This is a genomic window from Natronoarchaeum philippinense, assembly GCF_900215575.1.
Classification (GTDB): Archaea; Halobacteriota; Halobacteria; order Halobacteriales; family Natronoarchaeaceae; genus Natronoarchaeum; species Natronoarchaeum philippinense.
Map to the genome: position 1 here is coordinate 859,101 of NZ_OBEJ01000001.1, position 19,004 is coordinate 878,104.

Below are 19,004 nucleotides of genomic sequence, written 5' to 3' on the forward strand. Positions count from 1 at the left end.
AAACTATATTGTCGGGGACGCCGAACGCTAAACGACTCATGACCGAGGAGCCCGAGGAGGCCGAAGACGATCCATCGGTTCTCACTCCCGAGGAGCTACAACTCGAAGACGTTCGGGAAGATGCCGTCCAGAAGATTGGAGACAACAGATACGTCATCAAGCCGAACGAGGACGACTCCGAGGGACAGACGCGGGACGGTCACATCGTCGAAACTCCGGACGCAGACGACGTTCCGGACGCCACACCAGCGCCGGCCCAATCAGACGCTGACGCTCCCAGCGATACCGAAGCGCAAGACGCTTCGAGCCTTGGCCCGGCGTCATCACGCCAAGACGCTGACGCTCGCGAGGACGCCCGATCACAGGACGGACCCAACATCGATCTTGACGCCAGAACCGTCGCCCTCGAACACGCTACTGGCGAGTACGGCATCGACGCCGTGGTCGACACCGGCGACGGTATCGTCGAACGACGCATCACCGCCGACGACCAGATCGGCGTCTTCGAGTCGTTCCTGCGATGGTACGCGCTACAGATCGATGCCGAAAGTCCGCCAGCGGCGACGATTTCTGCGATGCTGGCCGAAGCAGACCTCAGTGAGTGACGCCGCCGTCACGCTCCGAGCGAGCGTCGAGACTACTGGATTAGCCACGCGTCGTCTCGACGCCGATCGTTGCCTCATTAATTAGGTACGTGATTTATCCGTAGAGGTGCGCAATCAGCGTTCAGCTTTAGATGGGCGATTCATGAATATTGGAACGATTCTGGACGAACTCGGGTTGGACGCGCTCGCACCGGGAGGCCCGGATCGTCCCGACGCCGGACCGGACGGACCGCAAGACGACGACTCCGAGGAGGACGAGGAGTCCGAGGCCGTCGACGAACAGTCGGACGGCGAGGAAAGCACCGGCAGCCGTTCCGGTGGACTGTTCGGCGGCCGATCGAGCGACGACGCCGACGACGAACTCGTCGAGCGCCTCGACGACGTCGAGTACGAGATCGACCAGATTCGTAACGATGTCGAGCAAAACGAGGCGACGATCGAGGGGATCGAGAGCGAGCAGCTCGATCTCCACGACCGGATGGGCCAGATCGAAGAGCACAACGCCACGCTGCTGGGCGTCTACGATCAGCTCACCGACGGCGTCAATCCCTTTACCGACAGCTGGGATCACTCCAGCGAGCCCAAAGCCAACGGCGGCGAGTCGACCTACGGCGTCATCCCGAACGAGGACGACGACAGTCCCGAGCAAGAGGAGCGGCGGACGCGCAAGCGTCGTGAGGGTCGCTCCCGCCGCGACGAGACTGCGGACAGCACTGACGACGAGCAGGATGCGGACGACGCCGACGAGCGGGCGCCGACGCCGAGTCCCGAGCCCGCCTCGACGCCGGTGCCGGAGACGCCGCCGTCGGGGACGACGCCGCCGGAGAACGGGCCGTACCTGACGGAGTTCGCCGACACGTACGCCACCGACGTGCTCGTCATGGAGTGGCTCTCGATGCTGATCGACACCGCCGGCGAGGAAGGCGCACTCAAGGCGCTGGATCACTACGACCGCATCGACTGGGTCAGCGAGTCGATCCGCCGGCAGCTTGAGGTCGTACTTAGCGGCGCGTGGAGCGAGTCAGACACCGCACCACGAAACGATCTGAGCACCGACGTTCACGACCGAAGCTTCCGGTTTATCGCACGGCTCTCCCAGCAGGCACAGCTTGCCAAGACCGACCACCGGAGGTGACCGAGGATGGGATTCAGCACCAGCGCTGCCGTCGCAGTCGTCTCGATCGGCGTGTTGATCAGCGTCGGGCTGCTGTATCCCGCAGTCGAACAGTCCGTTCAAGATATCTCCGACGCGACCGACCAGCGCCAAGATCGGATGCTCGACACGCGCAACAGCGACGCGCTCGTCTACAGTGCGAGTTACAACGCGACGAGCGACGTTCTCAACGTCACGGTCAACAACACCGGCACGGTGACGATGGGCACCGCGGCGACTGACCTGCTAGTTGACGGGCGGCTGGCGACGAATCGGTCGACGTTCGTCGGCGGCGTCGGCGGGCGCGAGCTTTGGGTGCCCGGCGAACAGCTACGAATCGCGGCGTCTAACGTCACGACGGCACCCGAACGGGTGGTCGTCGTGACCGGCACCGGGCTGGAACGGACGAACACCAGCGTCGCGGAGGTGGCCTGACGTGGCGAGCGTCTCCGTCTCCCATCTGATCATCTTCATCGCGGCGCTGACGGTGTCGGTCGGTGTCGCCACGACGCTGACGGTCAACGTCCAGAGCATGACCGCCTCGATGGACGAACGGGGCGAAAGCGTCGCCAACGACATCGAGACCGACGTGACCATCATCAGCGATCCCGGCAGCCCCGCCTCGATCTACGACGGCGCCGGCAACGTAACGCTCCTCGTGAAAAACACCGGCGACAGGCCGATCGACATCGAGAACGACCCGCCTGACGTGCTGATCGACGGGCGCTACCAGCCGTCACCGACAGTCACTATCATCGGCGACTCGTCGACGGCGTGGGGCGAAGACGACGTGATTCGTGTCGTCGTCGACGAGAGCTTAGAGCCGGGCGGCCACAGAGCGACCGTGCGCACCGGATCGGCCGAAGCGACCATGCGATTCCGCGTCAACTGACCTGACCATGCCCGATCTATACAATCTCGGACTCGAAGAGCGCGACCGGGTGAACCCGTCGCTTGGCGGCGGGCTCCCCGAGGGGAGTATCGTACTGATCGAAGGGAAACACGGCGCCGGCAAGAGCGTCATCACGCAACGGTTCTGCTATGGCCTCTGCGAAACCGGCACGAACGTGACCTACGTATCGGCCGAGCACACCGCCGGCGGGCTGATCAAGCAGATGGGGTCGATGGAGTACGATATCGTCGACCACCTGCTGCGCGAACAGCTGTTGTTCCTGCACGCCGACGTGGACACCGTCGACACGATCAACGGCGACGAAGATCCCGAGCCGTCGACGGGCCGCGAACTCATCACCCAGATGATGCGCGCGGAGGTGATGTGGCGCAGCGACGTGATTATTTTCGACGGGTTCGACGGCATACTCCTGCACGATCCCCACTACGAGGCGATCAGCGAGCACGGCGACGCCGACGACATCATGCAGAACCTCATCACCTACTTCCGGCAGATCGTCGGTCAAGATAAGACGATCGTGCTGACCGTCAATCCCGATTCGCTGTCCCGGACAGCCCTGCGGCCTCTGCGTGACGTATCGAACGTCTATCTCTCCTTAGAGATGGAATCGATCGGGAACGAGGTCCGGCGGAAGATGGTCGTCAAGAAGTTCGCCGGGATGGGTAATCAGGTCGACGACAACATCGGCTTTGCCGTCCAGTCGGGGCGTGGGCTGACGATCGTAACGCGAACGGTGGCCTGACAGATGACGGAACTCGGCTCCCCCCAACTGACCGGCCGCCTCGAATCGCTGGCAAACGAGCACGACCACCTGCGCCAGCATCTCGAATCGAAGCGCGAAGAGCACGGTGAGTATCCGACCTACACCGACGAACTCGAAGACCAACACGAGATTGCTCGCCCCAACGTCGTCTACCCGACCCAAGGCGAGCATCCGGTGTTCTGTCACGTCCACGGCGACGTTGGGTCCTCGACGACCTACTACGTCGTCGAGCCGACGCTAGACGCCGACGAGCAGGAGACGTTCAAGGAGGTCCGGCAGCGCATTCTCGAAAAGAGCGTCAACAAGCCCGCGCCCAGCGACGACGAACAGTTCGTCGATCACATCGACGAGTTGCTCGGAGCAGTGTCCCACGTCGGCGGGACCGCAACCGGCGCGCTCCAGCAGTTGCTCGGCACGCGAATATCGCTGTCCAGAGAGACGTACCACCGGATTCGCTACCGCCTCCAGCGCGACATCGTCGGGTTGGGGCCGCTCAACCCGGTGATGCAGGACCCGCAGAACGAGGACATCCACGTCATCGGCCCCCACCAGTGCTACGTCGATCACGGAACCTACGGCATGTTGCCGACGACGGTTGATTTCGGCACGCCCGCCGAATTCGAAAACTGGATCCGCAACATGGGCGAGCGGATGGACACGCCGGTCAGCGACTCGAACCCGATCATCGACTCGACGCTGCCCGACGGCTCGCGTATCAACATCATCTACTCCGACGACGTGTCCGTGCAGGGGCCCTCGCTGACGATCCGTCAGGGCGACGAGGTCCCCTTGTCGGTGTTCCAGATCACCAAGTGGGGCACCCTCTCTCCGAAGTTGGCGGCGTACCTCTGGCTCTGTCTGGAGAACGAACAAACCGTGTTCGTCGTCGGCGAGACGGCGTCGGGCAAGACGACGACGCTGAACGCCATCACCTCGTTCATTCCCCGCGACTCGAAGATTTACACCGCAGAAGACACCGCCGAGGTGCTCCCGCCCCACGACACGTGGCAACAGCTCTTGACTCGCGAGGGGCAGGGCGACGACGAGAGTTCCGACATCGACCTGTTCGACCTCGTCGCGGCGGCGCTACGTTCTCGCCCGGACTACATCATCGTGGGCGAGGTTCGTGGCGCCGAGGGACAGATGGCGTTTCAGGCCGCCCAGACGGGCCACCCCGTCATGCTGACGTTCCACGCCTCAGACATCGTCTCGATGATCCAGCGCTTTACCGGCGAGCCGATCAACGTCCCCGAGACGTTCATGGACAACTGCGACGTGGCACTGTTCCAGAACCGCGTCAAACAGGGCGACCGCGTCCTGCGGCGCGTGACGAGCGTCCAAGAGATCGAGGGGTACTCGAAGGTCGACGACGGCGTCATCACGCAGCAGGCGTTCAAGTGGGATCCCACCGACGACGAGATCGTCTTCACCGGGATGAACAACTCCCACGTGCTCGAAAACCAGATCGCAGAGCTGCTCGGCTACGAGAACACCCGAGATATCTACGACGAACTCGATCGACGCGCGCAGATCATCGAACGGTTGATCGAGGCCGACGTGCTCGGCTACGACGAGGTCAACGACGCCATCCAAGTGTTCCAGCGCGACGGCGTCGAGTCGCTGCCGATCGACATCACCGGCCTGCCATCGTCGCCCCAGTCGGTCTGACCGGGCGCCGAGCGCGTCCCCAGTTGGGGTAACGTTTCGTACCTGCAGCGCAATCACCAGAGCGAACGGCTGACGACCGACTCCACGACCACGTATGGCGACTAGCTCCGACACGGCGACGGCGACCGACGCGACCCAGACAGAGGAGGGTGACTCGGTCGATCTCAAGGAGGCGATCCGGTCGCTGGTACTCGCCTACGAGCACATGGACATGTCGATCCGTCGGTACCTTCTCACCGTGTTGCTGCCGTCGGTCGTCGGCGCCGGTGCGGTGATGATCTCGCCGCTGTTCATACCGATCCCCGGCGTGGCGACGGGACCGGTGATCATGCTCGCGCTCCTGTTGCCGTTCGTCGCAATCGTCTACCCCAAGCTGATGCAGGACCGAAAGCAACAGCAGGTCCGCGAGCGCTTTCATTTGTTTATCACTCATATCACGGTGCTGTCGACGACCAACATCGACCGCGTGGAGGTGTTTCGTACGCTCTCGAAGGAAGACGAGTACAAAGCGATTGCCACCGAGATGGGCCACATCGTCGCGCTGATCGACACGTGGAACCAGAGTCTCGACGACGCGTGTCGGTTCCGCGCTCGGCGCGTCTCCAGCCCGCTCATGCGGGACTTCCTCGAACGGTTAGCCTACACCGTCGGCGCGGGCCAGCCCATGTCGGAGTTCCTGCTGTCCGAGCAGGACAACATCCTCCGGAACTTCACGACGCGGTACGAGAACCAACTCGATCGCCTGAGCGTGATGAAAGACGTCTACCTCTCGGTGATCAACTCGACGACGTTCGGGCTGGTCTTTGCAATCTTGCTCCCGTTCCTGATCGGGATCGACCCGATGATCGCCCTCTCGAGCGTCATTACGCTGTTTTTCTTCGTCCAACTAGCGTTCCTGTACGTGATGAACAACGTCGCACCACAGGACCCGGTGTGGAGTCACGCCGACGGCATCGCGCTGGATCGCAACGTCCGGCTTCGCATCGCGCTGATCGTCGGAACGGGGCTTGCGTTGTTGCTCGCGGCGGTGACCTACCTCGCGCTCGACGGCGTGCTCCCGGACGGCGGGCTTCCCGACGCGATCTGGATGGCGGTACCGTTTACCCCGCTTTTGATTCCGGGGCTCGTAATCCGGCGCGAGGAGAGCCGCGTCAAAGAGCGCGACGGCGAGTTCCCCTCGTTCATCCGAGCGCTCGGGGCCGTCGAGAGCGTCAAGCAGAGTTCCTCGTCGTCGGTGCTGTCGAGCCTCCGGCGCAAGGACTTCGGCGCACTGACCGACAACGTCAACGACCTGTACAAGCGCCTTGCGATGCAGATCAACTCGACGCTCGCTTGGCGGTACTTCGCCGCCGAGACGGGATCGTACCTGATCCAGAAGTTCAGCGACATGTACGTCGTCGGCCGCCGAATGGGCGGCGAGCCGCGTCAGCTGGGTGACCTCATCGAGACGAACTTCACGCAGGTGCTGAACCTCCGCCAGATGCGAACCCAAGAGACCGGCACGATTATCGGCGTCATCTACGGCATCACCGCGACCAGTACGTTCGCCTTTTTCGTCGGGTTGGAGATCGTGAACCTCCTCAAAAACATCACCGCCGACATGGAACTGAGTCAGGCCGGCATGGGCGCGCTGTTGCACCCGCAGGTGTACGACGTGCCCGAGATCCGCTTTTACCTGTTCGTCGCGGTGATTCTCAACGCCTTCCTGTCGTCGATGATGATCCGAATTATCGACCGCGGGCACTCGCTCAACGCGCTGACACACTTCGTCGCGATGGTCTGGATGAGCGCCATCATCTCGTGGGTTACCACGGTGCTGATGTCGGCGATCATCTCGGTCTGAACGACGCCGAAGGACAATCGCCGGTGCTGGCGAAGGAATACGAGAGCAGAGAAGGAAGACCCCGTTACTCGTCGGACGCGTCGGCGTCGTCGTGGTGCTCGTGACAGAACTCGCTGTCGCCCAGCGCCGGCCGGGTGCAGGCCTCGCCGTCCGCGGTCGTCGCGGCGCACTGGTTTTCCTTCGGCACGCTGCCACTGGAGTCGTCATTACCACCGAGCCCGCCGACGGCGCCCATCGCCTCGTCGCCGAGTCGGAGCGTCGTCAGATCGCGCTCGATGCTGTCGCCGGCGATCGCGGCGACGAACTCCAGCGAGCGCGCGTGTCGCTCGTAGGGCGTGTCCCGAAGCGACTCGACGCTGGTCTCGCGGTCGATCGCCTCGTCGCCGGTCAGCTCGTCGACCGAGAGCCCGCGCACGTAGTCGACCATCGTGTTGTACACCTCCTCGCTGATCCAACGCACGTCGCGGTAGTACCGCAACGCGCGGATCGCGCCGCTGGATCCGAAGGCGCTCCCGAGATATCGGGCCCACGCCATCGCCGTGACCTGCTCTGCGGCCGTGCCGTCGAGGCTCTCCAGATGTGGACCGCCTGTCGACGGCGCCGAGTGATGCTGGCTCAAATGTTCCACCTGCGAGACCTATCTAACCGAACGGGCATATCATTTTTTGACAACGAATTATAACGACGCCGGATCGGGTGGACAGGCTGGGAGAGGTATTCAGAGATGATCCAAAACGCTCCCAATTCGGGCTAACACTACAATATACCTCGAATAGCGGCACCAACCTAATTAGATAGGGTGTGGTATCGCGGTGGGCCTACTCCCCTAGGTAGCATCCTTTTTTCATATACCTTGTAAGGAAGGTGTAGCGGCCGACCGAGACGGTGGCCGTAAAACTAACGCGAGGATACACAGCATGGATATTACAATTCCAAATCTTTCGAGAGATACTGACCGCGGTCAGGTCGGTATCGAGACCCTGATCATCTTCATTGCGATGATCCTGGTTGCGGCAATCGCAGCGAGCGTACTAATCAACACAGCGGGCTACCTGCAGAACCAGGCGTCCGCGACGAGCGAGGACTCCGAGGCGCAGGTGTCCAACCAAGTGCTCGTGCTGAGCTCGATCGGCGAGATCGACACGGAGTACGGCCCGGAGATGTCCTCTGCAAACGTCACCTTCGAGTTCGACAACAGCAGTGACGTCTTGCGATACGTCGACGACGACCAAGAATACGAGTTCACGTCTGATCGCGGTGACTTGCTGGTCAATACGTCAGGTGATAATGCCACTCTGACCGAGGCCAGCAACTTCGAGGCCGGCGACGTCTACGACCTCACTAACGCACCCGGTGGCCTCGCTGACGACGATTCGATCAACGTCACGTGGGTCCCGTCTGCTGATGACGTGGATAACGTGAGCTGGAGCCTCAACATCAGCAGCGTTGGCGAAGACGCGACTGTGAACCTGAAGCCGACCAACGGCGCCACTGTCGAGTACAGAGTCCGATCTGATACGCAGATCTCGCACGTCAGCATGACCGTCATGCAGTCGCCCGGTGCGAACGAGATCGACCTCGCAGGCGCATCCGTCGAGTACATCGGTCCCGACGGCGAGGCGACGCTGGGCTACAGCGAAACCCCTGCCCTCGGAGCGTTCACCGTCAACGGAACGACCGACAACGACAACACGGCACCCGTCCTGACCAGCCGTCAGGACCGGTTCACGATCGGCATCGAGCTGACTGACGACGAAGGACAGGACCTCCGCTACCTGCAGGAGGGCGAGGAGGCAACGATCCGCATCGTCACGCAGTCCGGTAGCGTGGCCACCGCGGTGCTGAACGTCCCCGAGTCGCTCAGCTCCTACGACGGCAGCGACGCGGTCGAACTGTAAGCGGTACCGAACCGCTTTCGCGGCTCTCTGGATGGAGATTCTCTGACGGACGCACGGAGCGTGCATCCGACCGCGCTGATGCGGTCCACGTTTCCGTCGCCGCGACGCCGGAGATCGGCGTCGTCGACGCGACGGGATTCATTTTTCGACACCGATAGTTGCCGAGTAGTTGTTACTCTACGATCAATTAGATATATACGTCGGGTTTGGTAACTACGGATATCTGACTTGCATGACGGATAGGATTCACGTGCTGCATCTCGACGACAACGAGCGGTTTCTCGACGTCGTTTCTACGTTTCTGGAGGCTGACAACGACGATATCGACGTGACATCGGAGACAGAGGCCGAGGCGGCGCTCGATCGGCTCGACGGCCCCGAGCGCATCGACTGCGTCGTCAGCGACTATCGGATGGGACCGACAGACGGGGTTGACTTCCTGCGCTCGGTCCGGGAACGCGATCCTCGGCTTCCGTTCATTCTCTATACCGGCAAGGGTAGCGAGGAGGTCGCAAGCGAGGCGATCACACAGGGCGTCACCGACTACCTTCAAAAGAAACACACCGATCAGCAGTACGACCTGCTGGCCAACAGAATCAGGAACGCGGTCGACCGGACGCGAGCAGAGCGTCACCTCGCCGAGCGCGAGCAGATGCTGACAGGGCTCCACGAGGGACTGCGCTCGCTGATGCGAGCGGCCACGCGCGAGGAGATCGCGGATCTGGCGGTCGACATCGCCGACGACGTGATCGGACTGCCGTGGATCGCGGTCTACCTGCTCGACGAGTCAGCCGGCGTGTTGCGCCCAGTGTCATACGTCGCCGACGTGAAGGGGTTCGACGACGAGCCGCCGACGTTCATCGGCGGTGAGAGTTTAGCTTGGGACGCGTTTGTCGACGGTGAGGCGCGTCGTCACGAGGACGTGCAAGCCCACGAGACGGTCTACACCGGAGAGACGAATCTCAACAGCGAGTTGAGTGTCCCGCTCGGCGACCACGGCGTCTTGCTCGCGGGGACGACCGACGATGCCGAACTGGACGATGCCACAGCGGAGTTTGTCGAGATTCTCGGCGCCAACGGCAAGGCGGCGCTCGACCGCGCCGAGCGCGAGGCGACGCTGCGCGAACGCGACCGCGAACTCGAACGCCAGAACACACAGCTCAAGCGTCTCAACCGGATCAACACGGTGATCCGCGACATCGATCAGGCGCTGGTGAAGGCGTCGACCCGCGCCGAGATCGAACAGGAGGTCTGCGAGCGACTGGTCGATATCGACCCCTACGCGTTCGCGTGGATCGGCGGCTACAGCGACATCAACGAGACGATCCGGCCGCGTGCGAAAGGTGGCGACGAGCAGCAGTATCTCGGAAATATCAACCTCGACGGCACCGACAACCCGGTCCAGCAGACGCTGCAAGACGCCGAAACGCAGGTCGTCCAGAACATCTTCGAGGACGACCGAATCGGGAGTTGGCGAAAAGAGGCGCTGAAGTGTGGCTTCCGGTCGGTTGCGACCGTTCCACTGGTGTATGAAGGGGCGGTCTACGGCGTCTTGCAGATCTACGCCGACAGGCTGGACACATTCGACGAGGAGACCGAGAGCGTGCTCTCGGAACTGGGTGAGACGATCGGCTACGCGATCAACGCGATCGACCGGAAGGAGGCGCTGATGACCGACAGCGTCGTGCAGGTGGAGTTTCGGGTGCCCGACGCCGACGACTTCCTGTACGACCTGTCGGCAGACACCGCAAGCAACGTCGACCTGCGGACGATCCTCCCCCAGTCAGACGGCAGTCACCTCATTTTCTACTCGATCGCCGACACCGATCCCGACGACGTAATCGAGTTCGCGGAGAGCGCCAGCGGCGTCTCGGACGCCCGCTTGATCAGCAAGCGCAACGGCACCGCCTTGTTCGAGTGTCGGACCGCCAACGACACCATTGCGACGACCGTCGCCGACCACGGCGGCGTCCCGCGGACGGTGCGAGCCGACCCGAACGGCGGCCGCGTCGTCGTCGACCTCCCGGAGGTCGCGGAAGTGCGCTCGTTCGCCGAGCGGATCACCTCGGCGTACCCCTCGGTGGAGTTCGTCGCCCGGCGCGAACGTACCAGCGCCGCCCGGAGCAAGCGGTCGTTCCGCGAGCAGTTGGACGATCACCTCACGGATCGCCAGCGCGAGGTGCTGGAGGCGGCGTACTTCTCTGGCTACTTCGAGTGGCCCCGCGAGAAAACCGGGGAGGAGATCGCCGAGGCTCTCGGCGTCGCGCCGCCGACGTTCAACCAGCACCTCCGAGCCGGCGAGCGAAAGCTCTTCGAGACGCTGTTCGAACCCGACGCCCACGACAAGGCGTAGGGTCGGCCGACGCCGACAATACACTGCGCGAGACCAGTCGGTAACACTGATTGGGACGGGGAAACGACACGGTACCGATGACCGAGTGGCTTCGTCGCGCTGTCGGGTCGATCGGTGCCGTCGGGTTGATCGTCGTCGCCTACGCGGCGATCTACCAGTTCGGGATGGCTCAGTTCGAGGGGGAGATGGTCGGCTTCGTCCACTCGATTCAGGTCGTCGTCGAATCGCTGACTACTGCGGGATACGGCGGCGACTCGCCGTGGGAAAGTGCGCTGATGAACGCATTCGTCGTCACGATGAACCTCACCGGCGTGTTGCTCGTCTTCTTCGCGGTTCCGGTGTTCGTGGTCCCGCTGATCGAAGACGCCATCGAGACTGAGGTGCCGACCTCGATCGACGAGACGGGCCACGTCGTGATCTGCGGGCACACCTCGATCAGCGAGTCGCTGCGGACCGAACTGGACGCCATCGACGTACCGTACGTGTTCGTCGTCGAGGACCACGACCACGCCAGAGACCTCCACACCGAGGGCTGGCCGGTCGTCGTCGGCGACCCGACCGCGACGCGGACGCTCGAATCGGTGAGTCTCACCGACGCGCAGGCGTTGATCGCCAACGTCGACGACGAGGTCAACGCCAGCATCGTGCTGGCGGCGCGTCAGGTCGCGCCCGACAGGCGGATCGTGAGCGTCGTCGAAGACCAAGACACCCACGAGTACCACGAGTACGCGGGCGCCGACAGCGTCATCCAGCCCCGCAAAGTGCTCGGCGAGAGCCTCGCGCGCAAGGCGACGACCTCGCTGTCGACCGAACTCGACGACGCCGTCGAACTGGACGACGATCTGGCGGTCGCCGAGTTACGCATCCATCAGGGAAGCGACGTGGCCGGCAAGACGCTCGGCGAGGCCGAAATCCGCGAACGCTTCGGCGTCAACGTGATCGGCAGTTGGCACAGCGGGGAGTTCCTGCCGGCGCCGAACGCCGACCGGCGTCTCGACGAGAACACGATCCTCGTCGGTGCGGGCCACCGAGACGACCTCGCGGCGCTCAAGAGCCAAACGATCACGTCGGGTGGCAAACGCCGCGGCCACATCGTCCTCGTCGGCAGCGGCGTCGTGGGCCAGACCGCGGCGAGTGCGATCCGGGACACTGGCCGGGAGGTCGTCGTCGTCGACTGGGACGCCGAGACGGGCGCCGATGTCGTCGGCGACGCCCGGGACCGCGAGACCTACGTCGAGGCCGACATCGAGGACGCCGCCGCCGTCGTGCTGGCGCTTGGCGACGACACGGCGTCGGTGTTTGCCTCGCTCGTGCTCGAACAGGTCGCGCCGGACGTGGAAGTGAACGCCCGCGCGAACGAGGACGACAACGTCCCGAAGCTCTACCGGGCTGGTTCGGACTACGTCGTCTCGCTCTCGTCGGTGACCGGGCGGATGCTGGCGACGAACCTGCTCGACGAGGAGGTGCTGACGCCCGAATCCCAACTGGAGCTGATCCGGACGAACGCGCCGAACCTCGCCGGCCGAACGCTCGGCGATGCCGACGTTCGGGCCGAGACCGGCGCGACGGTCGTGGCGGTCGAGCGCGACGGCGAGATGAACGCGGACCTCGGTCCGGCGTTCGAAATCCGACAGGACGACGTGTTGCTCGTTGCAGGTGACGACGAGGCCATCGCCGAGTTCTCCGATCTCGCTGGCGTCTCCGCGATCGAGCAAGTCGCACACGGCGAGGACACGACCCGGCCGTGGGAGGACGACTGACGGTACTCTTATAGTTCTGTAAACTGCGCTTGCTAGCGTGGTTTACGAAACAGGAAACCGAACGGTCGACGACGCCGTCCGTCGCGTGCTCGACGGGGAGCGCCTCGACCGCCGGGACGGACTCGCGCTGATCGCCCAGCCGGTCGGCGACCTCGCACCGGCGGCCGACTACGTCCGGTCGGAACTGGGCGACGACACGGTCGACGCCTGCAGCATCGTCAACGCCAAGGCGGGCAACTGCGCCGAGGACTGTGGGTTCTGTGCCCAGTCGGTCCACTTCGACACCGGGATCGACAACTACGGCTTTCTCGGTCCCGAGAAAGTGCTCGAAGCCGCCAAGCGCGCCGAGCGCGACGGCGCCCAGCGCTTTGGCATCGTCGTCGCGGAGAAAGGTGTCTCGAAGGAGCGCCGCCCCGACGAGTGGGACGACGTGATCGAGGCGATCCGGCTCGTCCGCGATGAGACCGACGTGGAGGTCGACGCCAGCCTCGGCATCCTCACCGACGAGGAAGCCGAGATCTTGGCCGAGGAGGGGCTGAATCACTACAATCACAACATCGAAACCTCGCCCCGATTCTTCCCCGAGATCGTAGACAGCCACAGCTTCGAGGACCGCGTCGCCACCCTCGAAGTCGCCAAAGAGGCCGGGATGGACCTCTGTGCCGGCGTCATCCTCGGGATGGGCGAGACGCCGACCGACCGGGTCGACGCCGCCGTCGCCCTGCAAGAGATCGGCGTCTCCTCGCTTCCGGTGAACGTGTTGAACCCGGTCGCCGGGACGCCGTTGGCCGATCGGCTGGACGGGACGGCCGACATCACCACCGAGGAGATCGTCAAGACGGTCGCCGTCTACCGACTGCTCCACCCCGAGGCTCGCGTCCGGCTCACAGGCGGCCGCGAGGTCAACCTCGACGCCGACGAGCAGCATCTGCCGTTTGAGGCGGGCGCCGACGGCATCCTCACGGGCGATTATCTCACCACCGGCGGCCAGTCACCGGGCGAGGACATCGAGGCGATCGAGCGGGCGGGACTGGAGCCAAACACCCAGGTGAACGAGTTCGACCCCGAGGCGGTGAAAGCTCGGGGCGACGACACCGCGACGGACGACGGCTCCGCGACGGATCCCGACGACGCCGCAGTCGGCGTCGACACCGCGGCGGGAACGGCGACGAGCGAAGCGACCGACGATTAGCGCACACCGACCAATCATGAACGAGATCGACTTTGCGGTACTGGGAACCGGCGGCATCGGACGACGAACGCTCGAAGTGAGCCAGCACAAAGAGCAGCTGCGGCCCGTCGCGGCCTGCGATCGCAACGGCATTGCCCTAGACCGCGACGGCCTCGATGTCGAGGAGTTGCTGGACGCGACGGAAGGAAACATCGCGGGCGACGGGCGCGGTGACACGGACGGCCCGGACGCGGCGACCGACGGCGGCGTCGCCACCGACAGCGGCGGCGTCAAGCAGACCGGCGAGGGCGCCGGCATCGTCGCCTCCGAGCAGGGCGAGCCGACGGCGACGCCGATCGACGACGTGATCGCGGTCGCCGAGGACCTCGACGCCGTGCTCATCGCGCTGCCGAACCTCGAACACGACTTCATCCCGCGGATCGCAGACCGGTTTGCCGACGCGGGCTACTCCGGCGTCCTGATCGACGTGCTCAAGCGTTCGCGGGTGATCGGCATGCTCGACGAGCGCGCCGAGACGTTCGAGGAGGCGGGACTGACGTTCGTCTGTGGCGCCGGCGCGACGCCGGGATTTCTGACTGGCGCGGCCGCGCTCGCGGCCCAGTCGTTCGTCGAGGTACACGAGATCGACATCTGGTGGGGCGTCGGGCTGAAATCAGGCTACAAGGACAACCGCGGGACGGTCCGGGAGGACATCGCCCACCTCGACGGCTACGACATCGAGACGGCGCGAGACCTCAGCGACGACGAGATCGAGGAGATCGTCGAGGCCCACGACGGCGTGCTGGAGTTCCACGACATGGAACACGCAGACGACGTGCTGTTGGAGCGGGCGGGGATCTGTGACGCCGAGGACGTGACCGTCGGCGGCGTCCTCGACGTTCGGTCCGACGAGAAACCGACGACGACCACCGTCACGGTGACGGGCACGACCTTCGACGGCGAGCGCGCGACCAACACGTTCGAGTTGGGCGACGAGACGAGCATGGCCGCGAACGTCAACGGGCCGGCGCTCGGCTACCTGCAATCAGCCGTCCGGCGCAACCGCGCCGGCGAGTACGGCGTGTTCGGGCCCGCCGAGTTGATGCCAGGGTTCTGAGCCAGTCGGGTAGCCGTGAGGTCCTGTTACTCCGCGGCGTCTTCGGCATCGCCGTCGTCGGTCGACCGCCCGAGCGCATAGCTCGCACCGCCGACCGCCGCGATGGCAGCCGGGACGCCAAAGCCCGGCGTGCCGCTGTCGGATCCGGACGCCCCGCCACCGCCGGACCCGTTCGATCCGGTTTCGCCGCCGGGCTCGGTTTCGTCTTCGCTCGAATCGAATTCGGACGTGTCGCCGTCGTCCGATGCCGAATCGCTCGCTTCGTCGTCGCCTCCACCCTCGACGTCTTCGGGTTGCACGGGCTCCGGTTCGTCCGACTGACCGCCGTCCCCGCCGGCGTCCACGTCGCCGAGGGCGACCGGGCCGCCGGTCCACGACGACGTGTGGCCGAGCGTTCCGAGCCGGACGCGCGAGCCGATGCTCGATCCCCCCTCGAGTTCGATCGCTTCGAGGTACATCTCGTCGCCGCCGAGGTAGGCGACGCCGTCGACGACCGTCGGGCCGGTCGGCGTCGCGTTGGCCGTCCCGGTCTCCCAGTGGATCTCGCCGCTCTGGAGGTCGAGGGCGTAGAGTTTGCCCGCGTCCGTGGTGACGTAGGCGGTGCTGGCGCTCGACGAGCCGCCTGCGATCGTCGGCGGGGAGCCGATCTGTCCGTCGAGTTGCTTACTCCACTGCTGGTCGCCGCCGAGGTCGAAGCCGTGGAGCGTCCCGTCGAACGACGGCGCACAGACGATGCCGTCCGCGACGGTTACCATGTCGTACACACCGTCGCTCGTTCCGGCGTTCCACTGTTGCTGTCCGCTTTCGGCGTCGATCCGGTAGAGATTCCCGGCCGTATCGCCGACGAACACCGAGCCGCCGGCGACCGTCGGGGCTGCATCGACGTAGCTGGCTGTCCGGTGCTGCCAGCGCTCCTCCCCGGTTTCGGCGTCGATGGCGAAGACGCCTCTGTCCTCGCTGTCTTTCACGTTCGGCGAGCTCCCGACGTAGACGGTGCCGCCGACGACTGTCGGCGTGCCCGCGCCCAGCTCCTCAGTTCGGAACTCCCACAGATGGTCGCCGGTTTCGGCGTCGAGCGCGACCACGGTGTTCGCGTGGCCGACGTAGACGGTGCCGTCGGCGACTGTCGGCGATGTCTCGACGGCCCCGCCGAGGGGCCGGTCCCACAACTGCTCGCCGGTCGCGGCGTCGAGCGCACGGACGCCGGACCTGGCGTCGACGTACACTGTACCATCGACGACGGTGGGAGAGTTGTCGATGGTAGGGACCGCTGTCGACCACTGTTCGTCACCGGTCTCGGCGTCCAGCGCGTACATCGTTTCAGTAGGCATGTCCGGCGGGTTGTCGCTGCCGGCGTACACCGTGCCGTCGACGATCGTCGGCGGACCGCCGAAGGATCCGTTCATCTCGACGGACCAGACGCTATCGCCGGGGGCAGCGACACTGCTCGCCACGCCCGCCGTCCCGAGGCCGACGAGTCCCAGTCCCACGCCACAACACCGCGTCAGGAAGGATCGGCGTTTCATAGTTCACCAGATAGACAGAAATTTGATAAGCTTTTGGAGTCCTGCACATTTGACCACTGCCAGCCGGCTGTCGGCCTCTGCTGACGGTTGCCAGCACCACGCGATATCAGCGAGGCAAAGTGAGAAAGGCTTTACCACAGGAGCCGCAGGAGCCACTTATCAAAGGACGGCGCCGGTTTCGGCCGCAACCGGCACCTCGGAGCTGAGCTATGACGGGCGAGTACGAGCCGATCAAGCGAAATCCATCCGGGAGGACAGCGCGTGAGTGACGAGCACGAGGCCGGCGACCGGGCGCCGCCCGGGCCGCTCGACGGCAATCGCGGGTTCGATATCGCAGGTCGGCTGGCCGACCGGGAGCGCCGGGATCTCCGCCGAGAGCTGTCGCCCGCGGATCGCGTCGCCGAGCGCGCGCAGTTCGCTCCGGCGCCCGGCAGCGGGCTCCCGGTGCTCGACGGCGAGGAGCGACTGATCTTCGCGTCGAACAATTACCTCGGGCTGACGAACGACGACCGCGTTGCCGAAGCCGCAACGGAAGCCGCGAACGTCGTCGGCACCGGCGCGGGCGCGAGCCGGCTCGTCACCGGCGACACGCTGGTCCACCGAGATTTGGAGGATCGACTGGCCGAGAGCAAACAGACGGAGCGCGCGCTCGCCTTTTCCTCGGGCTACGCGGCCAACGTCGGGACGATCGCAGCGCTCGATCCGGACGTGATCTTTTCGGACGAGCTCAATCACGCGAGCATCGTCGACGCGTGTCGCCTCTCGGGCGCCGAGGTGATCATCTACGATCACTGCGACGCCGAGGATCTGGCCGCGAAGCTCGGTGACGCGGCACGGGATCCCGAGACGACCGACGGCTCGTGGCTGATCGTCACCGACTCGGTGTTCAGCATGGACGGCGACGTGGCGCCGCTGGTCGACATTTGCGACGTGGCCGAGCAGGCCGGTGCGTGGGTGATGGTCGACGAGGCCCACGCCACCGGCCTCTACGAGGGCGGCGGCGGCATCGTCCAGCGCGAGGGCATCGCCGACCGCGTCGACATTCAGCTGGGGACGCTCTCGAAGGCGCTGGCGAGTCAGGGCGGGTTCGTCGCCGGCGACGCCGACCTGATCGAGTATCTCGTCAACGCCGCCCGGTCGTTCGTGTTCTCGACCGGCTTGGCGCCGCCGGCCGCCGCGGCGGCATCGGAGGCGCTCCACATCACGCGTACGTCCGACCGGCGCGATCGGCTCTGGCGGAACGTCGAGTTCCTGCGGGAGGGACTGACCGACCTCGGCTTCGAGGTCCCCGGTGAAACCCAGATTCTTCCAGTGCTCGTCGGCGACCGGAGCGGCGCGCTGGCGCTCGCCGACGCGCTGTACGACCGCGGCGTCGTCGCGCCGGCGATCCGCCCGCCGACGGTCCCTGAAGGCCAGAGCCGGATCCGCGTCGCGCCGATGGCAACCCACGGCGCCCGCGATCTCGAACGCTGTATCGACGCCTTCCGCGAAGCCGGCGAGGAGGTCGGACTGCTGTGACCGCCGCCGTGGCGTCCCGGTGGGGCAAAGTGTGACCCGCGGCCTGTTCGTCGCCGGCACCGACACCGGCGTCGGAAAGACGGTCGTGACTGCCGGATTAACGGGCTGGCTCCGCGACGCCGGCATCGAAGCGCGTGCGGTCAAGCCCGCACAGACGGGGTATCCGCCAGATGACGACGCCGGGATGGTGGCGGAAACCTGTGACGACGCCGACGCGGCGACCTGTCTCCGTCGGCTCGAACCGGCGCTGGCGCCCCGCGTCGCCGCGGAGCGCGAGGGCGTCGACCTCTCCTACGAGGCGATCCGCGAGGGTTGTGAGCGGGTTCTCTCGGAGCCGTCGGTCGAGGCTGGCATCGTCGAGGGGATCGGCGGGCTGCGGGTCCCGCTGGCCGGCGACCGCGAGGTGATCGACCTCGTCGCCGACCTCGATCTGCCGACAGTCGTCGTCGCGCGCTCGGGGCTGGGAACGCTGAACCACACCGCGCTGACGGTCTCGGCGCTGGAGCGGCGCGGCGTCGAAGTGCCGGCGATTCTGCTCAACGAGTACGAGGGCGCAAGCGTCGCCGAGCGGACGAATCCCGCCGAAATCGAGCGCATGACGGGCGTCGGCGTCGAGACGATGCCACAACTCGATCTCTCTGATCCGTCGGCAGCAATCGGTGGGTTGCGGGACGCCGTCGACGAGTGGTCGCCGGTCGACGCAGTCGGTGATTGAA

General features: G+C 65.0%; 16 protein-coding genes. 14 read left to right on the forward strand and 2 right to left on the reverse strand.

Translation table 11 applies throughout. The annotated features are described in order from the left end of the window. Positions 1-38 precede the first annotated feature (38 nt). The 7 genes from CRO01_RS04360 (at position 39) to flaJ (ending at position 6,945) form a co-directional block, all read left to right on the forward strand. Positions 39-605: a DUF7500 family protein gene (locus tag CRO01_RS04360; RefSeq protein WP_097007872.1), complete on the forward strand. Its 567-nt coding sequence runs from the start codon at positions 39-41 to the stop codon at positions 603-605. Positions 606-747: 142 nt separating this feature from the next. Then, positions 748-1,740 carry a FlaD/FlaE family flagellar protein gene (locus tag CRO01_RS04365; RefSeq protein WP_097007873.1) on the forward strand — a complete coding sequence of 331 codons (993 nt, stop codon included), beginning with the start codon at positions 748-750 and terminating at the stop codon, positions 1,738-1,740. A 6-nt stretch (positions 1,741-1,746) separates the two neighbouring features. Continuing rightward, the gene (locus tag CRO01_RS04370; RefSeq protein ID WP_097007874.1) at positions 1,747-2,193 is read left to right on the forward strand and encodes a flagellin; all 447 of its coding nucleotides are present in this window, start codon (positions 1,747-1,749) and stop codon (positions 2,191-2,193) included. A 1-nt stretch (position 2,194) separates the two neighbouring features. Beyond that, the gene (locus tag CRO01_RS04375) at positions 2,195-2,650 is read left to right on the forward strand and encodes a fla cluster protein flaG (RefSeq protein ID WP_097007875.1); all 456 of its coding nucleotides are present in this window, start codon (positions 2,195-2,197) and stop codon (positions 2,648-2,650) included. A gap of 7 nt (positions 2,651-2,657) precedes the next feature. After that, a complete protein-coding gene (locus CRO01_RS04380) occupies positions 2,658-3,413 on the forward strand; it encodes an ATPase domain-containing protein (protein ID WP_097007876.1) in 756 nt (251 codons plus the stop codon). A gap of 3 nt (positions 3,414-3,416) precedes the next feature. Further along, positions 3,417-5,102: a type II/IV secretion system ATPase subunit gene (locus CRO01_RS04385; protein ID WP_097007877.1), complete on the forward strand. Its 1,686-nt coding sequence runs from the start codon at positions 3,417-3,419 to the stop codon at positions 5,100-5,102. 94 nt (positions 5,103-5,196) lie between these two features. Continuing rightward, positions 5,197-6,945: an archaellar assembly protein FlaJ gene (gene flaJ / locus CRO01_RS04390; protein ID WP_097007878.1), complete on the forward strand. Its 1,749-nt coding sequence runs from the start codon at positions 5,197-5,199 to the stop codon at positions 6,943-6,945. Between the two features lie 64 nt (positions 6,946-7,009). Here flaJ and CRO01_RS04395 read toward each other — a convergent pair whose 3' ends face one another. After that, positions 7,010-7,573 (reverse strand): FlaD/FlaE family flagellar protein, encoded by a 564-nt coding sequence (locus CRO01_RS04395; RefSeq protein ID WP_097007879.1) that lies wholly within the window; start codon positions 7,571-7,573, stop codon positions 7,010-7,012. A gap of 289 nt (positions 7,574-7,862) precedes the next feature. On the opposite strand from CRO01_RS04395, the gene CRO01_RS16995 reads away from it, so the two are divergent. From CRO01_RS16995 to CRO01_RS04420, 5 genes are all read left to right on the forward strand, one after another. Next, a complete protein-coding gene (locus tag CRO01_RS16995; protein ID WP_097007880.1) occupies positions 7,863-8,843 on the forward strand; it encodes an archaellin/type IV pilin N-terminal domain-containing protein in 981 nt (326 codons plus the stop codon). A gap of 232 nt (positions 8,844-9,075) precedes the next feature. Beyond that, positions 9,076-11,196 carry a bacterio-opsin activator domain-containing protein gene (locus CRO01_RS04405; protein ID WP_097007881.1) on the forward strand — a complete coding sequence of 707 codons (2,121 nt, stop codon included), beginning with the start codon at positions 9,076-9,078 and terminating at the stop codon, positions 11,194-11,196. 77 nt (positions 11,197-11,273) lie between these two features. Continuing rightward, entirely contained in the window at positions 11,274-12,956 is a 1,683-nt protein-coding gene (locus tag CRO01_RS04410) for a potassium channel family protein (protein ID WP_097007882.1), read from the forward strand. Positions 12,957-12,993: 37 nt separating this feature from the next. Then, the gene (bioB, locus tag CRO01_RS04415) at positions 12,994-14,148 is read left to right on the forward strand and encodes a biotin synthase BioB (protein ID WP_097007883.1); all 1,155 of its coding nucleotides are present in this window, start codon (positions 12,994-12,996) and stop codon (positions 14,146-14,148) included. 16 nt (positions 14,149-14,164) lie between these two features. Next, positions 14,165-15,244 (forward strand): transcriptional regulator, encoded by a 1,080-nt coding sequence (locus CRO01_RS04420; RefSeq protein WP_097007884.1) that lies wholly within the window; start codon positions 14,165-14,167, stop codon positions 15,242-15,244. A 26-nt stretch (positions 15,245-15,270) separates the two neighbouring features. Here CRO01_RS04420 and CRO01_RS04425 read toward each other — a convergent pair whose 3' ends face one another. Continuing rightward, positions 15,271-16,770 (reverse strand): outer membrane protein assembly factor BamB family protein, encoded by a 1,500-nt coding sequence (locus CRO01_RS04425; protein ID WP_097007885.1) that lies wholly within the window; start codon positions 16,768-16,770, stop codon positions 15,271-15,273. A 261-nt stretch (positions 16,771-17,031) separates the two neighbouring features. Here CRO01_RS04425 and CRO01_RS04430 point away from each other — a divergent pair, with 261 nt between their 5' ends. Together CRO01_RS04430 and bioD are read left to right on the forward strand one after the other, a co-directional pair. Continuing rightward, positions 17,032-18,288, forward strand: coding sequence for an aminotransferase class I/II-fold pyridoxal phosphate-dependent enzyme (locus CRO01_RS04430; RefSeq protein WP_097007886.1), 1,257 nt, complete (start codon positions 17,032-17,034; stop codon positions 18,286-18,288). A 31-nt stretch (positions 18,289-18,319) separates the two neighbouring features. Then, a complete protein-coding gene (gene bioD, locus CRO01_RS04435; RefSeq protein ID WP_097007887.1) occupies positions 18,320-19,003 on the forward strand; it encodes a dethiobiotin synthase in 684 nt (227 codons plus the stop codon). Position 19,004: the final 1 nt, after the last annotated feature.

Bases quoted from the DNA above. Each gene is read 5' to 3' on its own strand.
- CRO01_RS16995 (WP_097007880.1), top strand. From the start codon at position 7,863: ATGGATATTACAATTCCAAATCTTTCGAGAGATACTGACCGCGGTCAG.
- CRO01_RS04360 (WP_097007872.1), top strand. From the start codon at position 39: ATGACCGAGGAGCCCGAGGAGGCCGAAGACGATCCATCGGTTCTCACT.
- CRO01_RS04370 (WP_097007874.1), top strand. From the start codon at position 1,747: ATGGGATTCAGCACCAGCGCTGCCGTCGCAGTCGTCTCGATCGGCGTG.
- CRO01_RS04420 (WP_097007884.1), top strand. From the start codon at position 14,165: ATGAACGAGATCGACTTTGCGGTACTGGGAACCGGCGGCATCGGACGA.
- flaJ (WP_097007878.1), top strand. From the start codon at position 5,197: ATGGCGACTAGCTCCGACACGGCGACGGCGACCGACGCGACCCAGACA.
- CRO01_RS04365 (WP_097007873.1), top strand. From the start codon at position 748: ATGAATATTGGAACGATTCTGGACGAACTCGGGTTGGACGCGCTCGCA.
- CRO01_RS04385 (WP_097007877.1), top strand. From the start codon at position 3,417: ATGACGGAACTCGGCTCCCCCCAACTGACCGGCCGCCTCGAATCGCTG.
- CRO01_RS04405 (WP_097007881.1), top strand. From the start codon at position 9,076: ATGACGGATAGGATTCACGTGCTGCATCTCGACGACAACGAGCGGTTT.
- CRO01_RS04410 (WP_097007882.1), top strand. From the start codon at position 11,274: ATGACCGAGTGGCTTCGTCGCGCTGTCGGGTCGATCGGTGCCGTCGGG.
- CRO01_RS04425 (WP_097007885.1), bottom strand. From the start codon at position 16,770: ATGAAACGCCGATCCTTCCTGACGCGGTGTTGTGGCGTGGGACTGGGA.
- CRO01_RS04380 (WP_097007876.1), top strand. From the start codon at position 2,658: ATGCCCGATCTATACAATCTCGGACTCGAAGAGCGCGACCGGGTGAAC.